Source organism: Candidatus Zixiibacteriota bacterium, from assembly GCA_026397505.1.
In the GTDB taxonomy this organism is placed as follows: Bacteria; Zixibacteria; MSB-5A5; order GN15; family PGXB01; genus JAPLUR01.
The window spans coordinates 1-8,593 of record JAPLUR010000090.1; the positions used below are offsets into that span (position 1 = coordinate 1).

10 protein-coding genes are annotated in these 8,593 nt (G+C 52.1%); all 10 read left to right on the plus strand.

What is annotated here, in order from left to right; all coding sequences use genetic code 11:
- Window positions 1–224, plus strand: a 224-nt coding sequence (locus tag NT002_09355; protein ID MCX6829471.1) for a TIM barrel protein, incomplete at its 5' end; no start/stop codon positions are given.
- An 88-nt stretch (window positions 225–312) separates the two neighbouring features.
- Complete coding sequence (locus NT002_09360; protein MCX6829472.1) at window positions 313–1,368, plus strand: DUF933 domain-containing protein; 1,056 nt, start codon at window positions 313–315, stop codon at window positions 1,366–1,368.
- A 39-nt stretch (window positions 1,369–1,407) separates the two neighbouring features.
- The gene (lon, locus tag NT002_09365; GenBank protein ID MCX6829473.1) at window positions 1,408–3,801 is read left to right on the plus strand and encodes an endopeptidase La; all 2,394 of its coding nucleotides are present in this window, start codon (window positions 1,408–1,410) and stop codon (window positions 3,799–3,801) included.
- Complete coding sequence (locus NT002_09370; GenBank protein MCX6829474.1) at window positions 3,798–5,348, plus strand: NAD(P)H-hydrate dehydratase; 1,551 nt, start codon at window positions 3,798–3,800, stop codon at window positions 5,346–5,348. The genes lon and NT002_09370 overlap by 4 nt, the downstream gene beginning before the upstream one ends.
- 55 nt (window positions 5,349–5,403) lie before the next feature.
- On the plus strand, window positions 5,404–6,216 hold the full coding sequence (locus NT002_09375; GenBank protein MCX6829475.1) for an aldo/keto reductase: 813 nt from the start codon (window positions 5,404–5,406) through the stop codon (window positions 6,214–6,216).
- Between the two features lie 711 nt (window positions 6,217–6,927).
- Window positions 6,928–7,146: a hypothetical protein gene (locus tag NT002_09380; GenBank protein ID MCX6829476.1), complete on the plus strand. Its 219-nt coding sequence runs from the start codon at window positions 6,928–6,930 to the stop codon at window positions 7,144–7,146.
- 10 nt (window positions 7,147–7,156) lie between these two features.
- On the plus strand, window positions 7,157–7,459 hold the full coding sequence (locus tag NT002_09385) for a hypothetical protein (GenBank protein ID MCX6829477.1): 303 nt from the start codon (window positions 7,157–7,159) through the stop codon (window positions 7,457–7,459).
- Window positions 7,460–7,463: 4 nt separating this feature from the next.
- Entirely contained in the window at window positions 7,464–7,922 is a 459-nt protein-coding gene (locus NT002_09390) for a hypothetical protein (protein ID MCX6829478.1), read from the plus strand.
- A 122-nt stretch (window positions 7,923–8,044) separates the two neighbouring features.
- On the plus strand, window positions 8,045–8,359 hold the full coding sequence (locus NT002_09395) for a DUF721 domain-containing protein (GenBank protein ID MCX6829479.1): 315 nt from the start codon (window positions 8,045–8,047) through the stop codon (window positions 8,357–8,359).
- A 21-nt stretch (window positions 8,360–8,380) separates the two neighbouring features.
- A partial coding sequence (locus NT002_09400) for a DNA topoisomerase IV subunit B (protein MCX6829480.1) occupies window positions 8,381–8,593 on the plus strand: 213 nt, incomplete at its 3' end.

Genomic DNA, 8,593 nt, shown 5'->3' on the forward strand with positions numbered 1-8,593 from the left:
GTCTCAAGGCGGTTCATCTCAACGACTCCAAGAAAGGCTTTGGCTCCAAAGTTGACCGGCACGAGCATATCGGCAAAGGGGAAATGGGGCTGGAACCATTCCGTTTTCTGCTTAATGATAAGAGACTTTTAAAAATCCCGAAGATTCTCGAGACGCCCAAAGGTGAAGAGCTTCTGGAGGACATCGAAAACCTGAAAATCCTCCGCTCGCTGATCAAGGAATAGGGTGTGTATCACGTAGGGACAGGACATCGTCCTGTCCTCTAATAGCTTTTAACTTGCAATCCGGCTCAAACTTCCATAGAATATAGATATGCGACTGGGTATTATCGGCCTGCCACAGTCAGGCAAGACCACGCTGTTCAACGCCGTCTCGGGACTCAAAGAGGCGGTCGGCGATTATTCGCGGGCGGTGCATCGGGCGGTCATCAAAGTCCCCGATGCGCGACTCGAGAATCTGGCCGCTTTCACTCTACCCAAGAAAGTGACCCACGCCGAAATCGAGTTTCTCGATGCCGCCGGATTTTCCGGTAAGACCAAGGAATCAAAAGCGGATTTGGAAATCACGCCGGACTTGCGAATGATGGAAGCGCTGGTGCTCGTGCTCGATTGTTTCGGCCCAACCTCCAATCCCGAGCGCGATATTAGGACGCTTCTCGATGAGATGATTCTGGCCGATATGGCGACGCTCGAAAACAATATCGATAAGATGGAGCGAACCATAAAACTGACCGGTCATCAGGAGCGCGCGCAGGAACTGGAGATTCTCAAACGATGCCAGGTGGCCCTGAACAACGATCAGGTTATTTCCGAACTCAATCTCACCGAGGAAGAAGAGAAGATTATTCGCGGTTATGCTTTCTTGAGCCAAAAGCCGCAGCTTATCGTGTTCAATATTGCCGAGGAGAGACTCCCCGAAACGGCTGCGATATATGAACAATATTCCGTATATATCAGGGAAGGGATACGGGATATTTCGGTCATCTGCGGTAAAATCGAAATGGAACTGGCTCAGCTGGCCGAGGAGGAACGGGCGGAATTCCTGAGCGAACTCGGAATTGATAGCCCGGCAGTGGACAAATTTATCCGCCAGTCATATCATTTGCTGGGGCTGATTTCCTTCTTTACTATCGGTCCGCCGGAGGCGCGCGCCTGGACTATCCGCAAAGGCTCGACCGCCCCCAAAGCGGCTGGCGCCGTGCATACCGATTTCGAGCGCGGCTTCATTCGGGCCGAGGTGGCCTCATACGAGGATTACACGGTGCATAAGACCCTGCCGGCCCTGAAAGCGGCCGCCAAACTCCATATCGAGGGGAAAGACTATATTGTGCAGGATGGCGATGTAATCCTGTTTCGCTTCAATATCTGAACGCTATCCTGAAGCAACCTCAAAATTAAGAGGGATATCGTGAAAAAATCAAACGAAATCATAGAATCAGAAAAAAAATCAGCCGCGCGCGTGCTCCCCATTCTCCCGGTAAAGGGAACGGTGGTGTTTCCTTTTCTGGTAGTGCCGCTGGCCGCCAATGAGCAGCGGCAGGCTCGGCTGATTGATGAGGCTTTGATGCGCGGTAGTACAGTCGGCCTCTTTCTCCAAATTGACCAGTCCAAAGATGACCCTCAGCCAAGCGATCTTTACGAGGTCGGCGCCTCGGGAAATATTCTTAAGATGCTCCGTTTCCCCGATGGTACAATTCGTTTTCTGGTGCAGGGACTCTCCCGAATCAGAATTAAGAAATTCCTTACCGCCGAACCGTACCTGAGCGCCGAAGTGGAAGATATTGTCGAGAAGTCCGGGAAATCGGTCAAAATGGAGGCTTTGCAGCGGAATCTGGTCGAACGGCTGCGCACCGCCATTGAACTGGCGCCGAATCTTTCCGAGGAGCTTTATGTTTCCGCCATCAATCAGGAGACCCCCTCCAAACTGGCCGACCTGATTGCCTCCAATCTCAACATAGCGATTAAAGACAAGCAGGAATTACTGGAGGAAGCTGATGTTTACAGGCGGATGGAAAAGCTTCTTAATATTATCAACAAAGAAATCGAGGTTCTCGAGCTTTCCCGAAAAATCCAGAGCGAGGCGCAGTCGGAACTGGGGAAAATCCAGCGCGAGTTTATCCTCCGCGAACAGCTCAAAGCGATTAAAAGAGAGTTGGGCGACAAGGACGATCGGGCCGAAATTGAAGAGTTTGAAAAGAAAATCGCCGAAGCGAAAATGCCCGAAATAGCCGAAACAGCCGCCAGAAAAGAACTGGAACGACTCACTCGGATGAACCAGGCCTCGGCTGAATACACCGTCTCCCGCACCTACCTGGAATGGCTGGTGGCTCTCCCCTGGTCGGCCTCGACCAAGGATATGCTCGACATCACCAAAGCCAAGAAGATTCTCGATGAGGATCACTACGATTTGAACAATGTCAAAGATCGAATTCTGGAATACCTGGCGGTGCGGAAACTTAAAAGCGACGTCAAAGGGCCGATTCTCTGCTTTGTCGGGCCGCCCGGTGTCGGGAAAACCTCTCTCGGCCGCTCCATTGCCCGCGCCATGGGGCGCAAATTCGACCGGATATCGCTGGGCGGAATGCATGATGAGGCCGAAATACGGGGGCACCGCCGGACTTATATCGGCGCTCTCCCCGGAAGAATCCTCCAGTCGATCCGCCGGGCCGGCTCTAATAATCCGATTCTGATGCTCGATGAAGTCGATAAAATCGGCACCGATTTCCGCGGCGACCCGGCCAGCGCCCTGCTCGAGGTGCTTGATCCGGAGCAAAATGATACTTTCTCCGACCATTACCTGGAAGTCCCTTTCAATCTCTCCAAAGTGATGTTTATCACCACCGCTAATCTGCTCGACCCGATACCGCCTGTGCTTCGCGACCGGATGGAAATTATTCGTCTCCCCGGTTACACCGATCTGGAGAAACTGGCCATTGCCAAGCGGCATCTCATACCCAAGCAGTACGATAACCACGGGATTTCCAAAAGCCGTCTCGAGTTTAAGGACTCTTGTATCCTCGAAGTGATCAATGGTTTTACCCGCGAATCAGGATTGCGCAATCTGGAGCGGGAAATCGCTTCCATTTGCCGCAAGGTAGCGCGGCGTATCGCCTCCGGTTCGCGCGGCAAATATATCATTACCGATCGAAACGTGGAAAAATATCTGGGACCACAGCGATTCACGCGTGAGGTTCTTTCGCGCACCGGGCAGATTGGTGTCGTGCCGGGATTGGCCTGGACCTCGGTCGGCGGGGAAATCCTCTATATCGAAGCGACCGCCATGAACGGCAAAAAATCACTGACGCTGACCGGACATCTGGGTGATGTCATGAAAGAATCGGCCATGGCGGCGCTGTCGTATGTCCGCACTCATTGCAAAGACCTCCGTATCACCCCCGGTTTTTGTGATGATCATGAAATTCATATTCATGTTCCTTCGGGTGCCACGCCGAAGGATGGCCCCTCGGCCGGTATCACCATGGCAACAGCGCTGGCCTCAATTCTCTCCGGGCGCCCGGTAAAACCATATCTCGCCATGACCGGCGAGATCACGCTGCGCGGCGATGTGCTCCCTATCGGCGGTCTTAAAGAAAAACTCCTGGCCGCCTACCGCGCCGGGATCAAAGAGGTGATCCTGCCCAAAGAGAACAAGAGAGATATGGTGGAAATGCCGCCGGAAATCATGAAAAACATAAAATTCAGATTTGTCGCCCATGTCTCCGAGGTGCTCAATAATGCGCTGGAGAAAAAACCGCAGGAGAAACCGAAAAAGGTCAAGGCCGCCGGGGAAAAGAAAAAATGAAAATAGTCACCGCCGAATTAATGCGGGCGATTGACCGCGAGACAATCGAAAACCGTGGTATCCCCGGGACGGACTTGATGGAACGAGCCGGGAGCGGTATCGCCGAAAGAATCCGCGATGATATTCTGGTCGAACCGCACGATTGGAAAATCGCCATATTCTGCGGCAAAGGGAACAATGGCGGCGATGGCTTTGTGATCGGACGGTACCTTCACCAGTACGGTTGTACGGTAAGCATTTATTACCCGGGGCCGCCGGAGAAGCTATCGGCTGACGCGCGCCTCAACCACGACCGCGCACAAAAAATCGGCCTGCAGATAATCAATATCGGCCACCGCGAGCAGCTCCCCCGCGAAATCGATGCCGACTATATTATTGATGCCATTTTCGGCACCGGTTTCACCGGCTCTCCGAACGGAATCCTCTCCGATTTAATTGCCTTCATTAATTCCCGGGATATTCCGGTTATCGCAGTCGATTGCCCCTCGGGGTTGAATGTCGATACCGGACAGCATGACGGGGTGGTGGTGAAGGCCGATTATACTTATTGCCTGGCCCTTCCCAAAATCGGCCTGCTGTACTCCCCCGGGCGGGAATTGGCCGGGGTCGTTGATGTTATTCCGATCGGAATTCCCGATGATGTCATCCAGTCATTCCAAATTAAAGAGAATCTGATTACACCCGATATGGTAGCTTCGCTTCTCCCCAAACGGAAGCCTGACGGCCACAAGGGGGATTTCGGCAAGCTCTTCATACTGGCCGGATCGACCGGCCTGACCGGTGCCGCCACTCTTTCCGCTTTGGCCTCGGCACGAGCGGGGCTGGGGCTGGTGACAGTCGGCTGCCCGGAATCGCTCAATCATATTCTCGAAATGAAATTGACTGAACCGATGACTTATCCTCTGCCCGATGTCGCCGGCAAGGGCCTGCTGGCCCTGCGCGGACTGGGTGCCATAAAGAAAAAGATTGCCGAAAGCGATGCGGTCGTAATCGGCCCCGGCATCGGGCGGCATCATGAAACAGAAGAGTTGATTCAGCGACTGGTGGATGCGCTCGACAAACCGGCTCTTATCGATGCCGACGGATTGAATGCTTTTGAGAAGAATCGAGAACCGTTGAAAAAAGAGCATGCCGGACTGATCCTGACACCCCACCCCGGCGAATTTCGGAGATTGATTGATGAAGATATTCCGCATGACCTGCCGGATAAGTACGATCTCGTAAGAAAATACGCCCTGATGTACCATGCGGCCATAGTCCTGAAAGAATCGCCGTCGATTGTGGTCGATTCCGATGGGTCCCTGTATCTCAACCCGACCGGCAACAACGGCATGGCCACCGGCGGCACCGGCGATGTTCTTTCGGGTATAATCGGCTCCTTTCTGGCTCAGGGAATGACGCCGCTCGATAGCTCTGTCTGCGGAGTCTATTTGCATGGCCTCTGTGGCGATCTGGCCGCCGCCGAATTCGGCTGCCGCTCGCTTATCGCCGGCGATCTGATTGATCATCTGCCCGAGGCTTTTGCTCAGATAGAATCCGCGAATTAATCCACCGGGAGCAAATATTTCATAATCGCAGTCTCGACATTGGAAAGGGATCGACATGACCGAGGAATTCACCCATGCTATTTTTGGCGGTACCGGAAAGAAAATCTGCCGGCTCGGGCTCTCCGCCACCTATCGCCCCGGAAAAGATGTCATTTATGAAGCTCTCGATGAGGGGATCAATTTCTTTTTCTGCTACGGTTTCGACACGCAGATGACCAAAACCCTCCGCGATATTTTCAAAACCAATCGCGAGAAATATCTGGTTGCCACCGGGGCATATAATCTGCTTCTCGGCCACCCCAACCTGCGCCGTACTCTCGAGAAGCGTCTGCGCCAACTCGGCACCGATTATATCGATACTTTCCTGTACCTCGGCGTCATGAAAGAAAAGCATCTGACTCCCGAAATCATTGAGGAATTTCATCGTTTCCGCGAGGAGGGAAAGGTCCGCACCGTCGGCATGTCGTGCCATGACCGCAAATTCGCCGGTAGACTGGCGGATGAGGGTACTTTCGATGCTTTCATGATTCGTTACAATGCCGCCCACCGCGGCGCCGAACAGGATATATTTCCCTACCTGGAGAAACAGAATCCCGGTATAATCAGCTATACCGCCACCCGCTGGAGTTATTTGCTGCGCCGCCCCAAAGACTGGCCCAAAGATGAACGGATACCGACCGCCGGAATGTGCTATCGGTTTGTCCTGTCCAATCCGCATGTCGATGTCTGCCTGACGGCACCATCCAATATCAGGCAATTGCAGGAAAATATCGCAGCCCTGCGCGAAGGATCTCTATCTGAAGAAGATATGGCCTTCATGCACAAATTTGGAGATGTTGTGCATCACTCCAAAAAATGGTTCATGTAAGAGGAAGATTTTTCCGGTTTAAATTTGCCTTTTGTCCAATAATTACTTGACAGACTGTCCCGCGCAGAGTATATTGACAATAGGAAAATCTCACATATCCCCCCATTATCCCTCCGCCGTCCATGCTCTAATTAATACTGGCCGATATATTCCCCGCCGGCCTTTCGCCATATAATCATAAGAGGAGGCAAGGCGCATATGATTGTATAACACTGCCGGGGGGACAGGGCATCTGCTTTGTGACTTTCACGGCAGATTCGGAAGAGAGTCACCGGACTTCGTGCCGTACCGCGCATATCAAATGTGATAAAAAGCTACCTATTGTGCATGCTTTCGGCGATGAATGCCACATACCTATCATCTTTCATCGTCGGTGAAAGCTCGCGGTACTGCCGACGAGGTCCATCAAAGCCGTAATCGGCTAAAGGGGCGAAGAATCCGCAATACAGTCACAACCCCGGTTGCAGGGTGCAGCCGGGGTTTCTAATTATCCCAACTGGTATGGAATTTTCCCCATACCTTTGAATTGACAACCCCGGGAGCATGCTCCTTCGGACTGCTCAGCCTCTGAACAATTTCAAATCCTTCCTCTTGCCTTTCAACAAGATAGTCGCGCGCCGCCAAAAGCGAGCGGTTGTGGCATCTGCCTTGCAAATTGTCCCTTCCAGAAGTGAATAAAAGGTAGTTCGCAATGCAACAGAGGTGGTGCCAATGAAAGTCAAATTTACACTCACGATGGATGATGTCACCGTTGAGGGACGGCAGTTTGACACCATTGTTCTCGATTGGGTTTCCGAGATGGAAAGCAGTGAGGTGCTCAATATCTCGCACCGCTGGATAACCTCGCAGAATTTTCTTACGCAGAGAATGAACGGGTTAAGCCGGGTCGGTGAATCATCTCTGACCATCGAACCTCTCGAGGATTTCTAAGAGGAAGATTATGCTCGAACTGCTCAAACAGATTGCCGACAGCGATCCTACCGGCCTTTTCGGCTTGGGGGTGCAATTTATCCAGACCCATTTCGGCACGCCGGGATTGATTGCCGCCCTTATTCTCAGCCTGAGTATTCTCGCACTCATCGCGGTGAAATTGCTCAAAATCGCCTTTGATGTCTTAAGATATGTTGTGATCCCATCGGTGGTTATAACCTTCATCGCCACCTTTTTCCTTCCCTATTCATTTGTCTATATCCTGCCGGTAACCGTGGCCCTCTTCTCGGTGGTCCTGATAGTCAAAGGTTAAGGATATGGCGCAGAAAGCAAACATGGCGCGGTTATTCAAATCCGAGGCGAATGTCGATCACGAGCGAATCCCGACCGACCATTCCGAATTTTTCCCATTCCGAACCGCCCATGATGAAGTCCTTCCCGACGAAATAAATCTCCTCGACGATGATAAGATTTTTATCGAGTGCCCCGGCGCCACGGTTTATGAGCCGGGGACAAGAAATATAATCGCCGGCGTTCGTTTCCTTGATGAGAATAATCCCAAGGCGGGACATGAAATAGTTTCGCACCCGGTCTATGCACCGGAGCACCGGCACCGTCGAATTATCAAGAAAGAGCATCGTTTTTCCATCAGGCGATGCCAGGCCTGCCAGGATTTGACCGTAAGATTGATGCGCCGCGAGGGACCTGATTTCTTTATTCCCAATCCCCGTTTTCCTCGTAAAAAGCGCCTCAAACCGGTGGAAAAAAGCTGGTAAAAACCACTCCTTTTTCTGTCAAAAAATCAACATACTTATTACTGTAACTTATTTAAAAATAATAAGTTGCGGCGGAACTTTTCCCTTGCTACCTTGTTTAAAATGTAGTATAATTCATTGTTATGGCACAGAGACCAAAAACCACCGGACATCGCCCACCCGCTAAGCTAGGATCTCTTCTTGATCGGCTTCTGGGCGAACTCGGGCTGGCCCGTAATCTGGGCGGGTGGCGCATCGCAGTCGATTGGCCCGAGATTGTCGGCGAGAAAATTGCAGGAGTGTCACAGGCAGTCCGGTTTGAAGATGATACGCTGCTGGTTTCGGTTCCCGATTCGGTCTGGCGGCAGCAACTATCCATGGAGGTTGAGGCTATACTGGAAAAAATTCATGCTGTTCCCGGAGGCAAAGCGGTCAAGAAAATTCATTTTGTCTCCTGACAGGAGAGGTTATTGATTCTGATGAAAGGCGAATTTACGACGATAGAGGAAGAAAAGAAAAACGGCCGGAATTATGATGCCACCAGCATCACTGTCCTGAAAGGACTGGAGGCGGTACGACGCCGCCCGGCCATGTATATCGGCGATACCGGCCCGCGCGGTCTGCACCATCTGGTGTACGAAGTGGTCGATAACTCCATTGATGAGGCCATGGCCGGATTCTGCACCGCCATC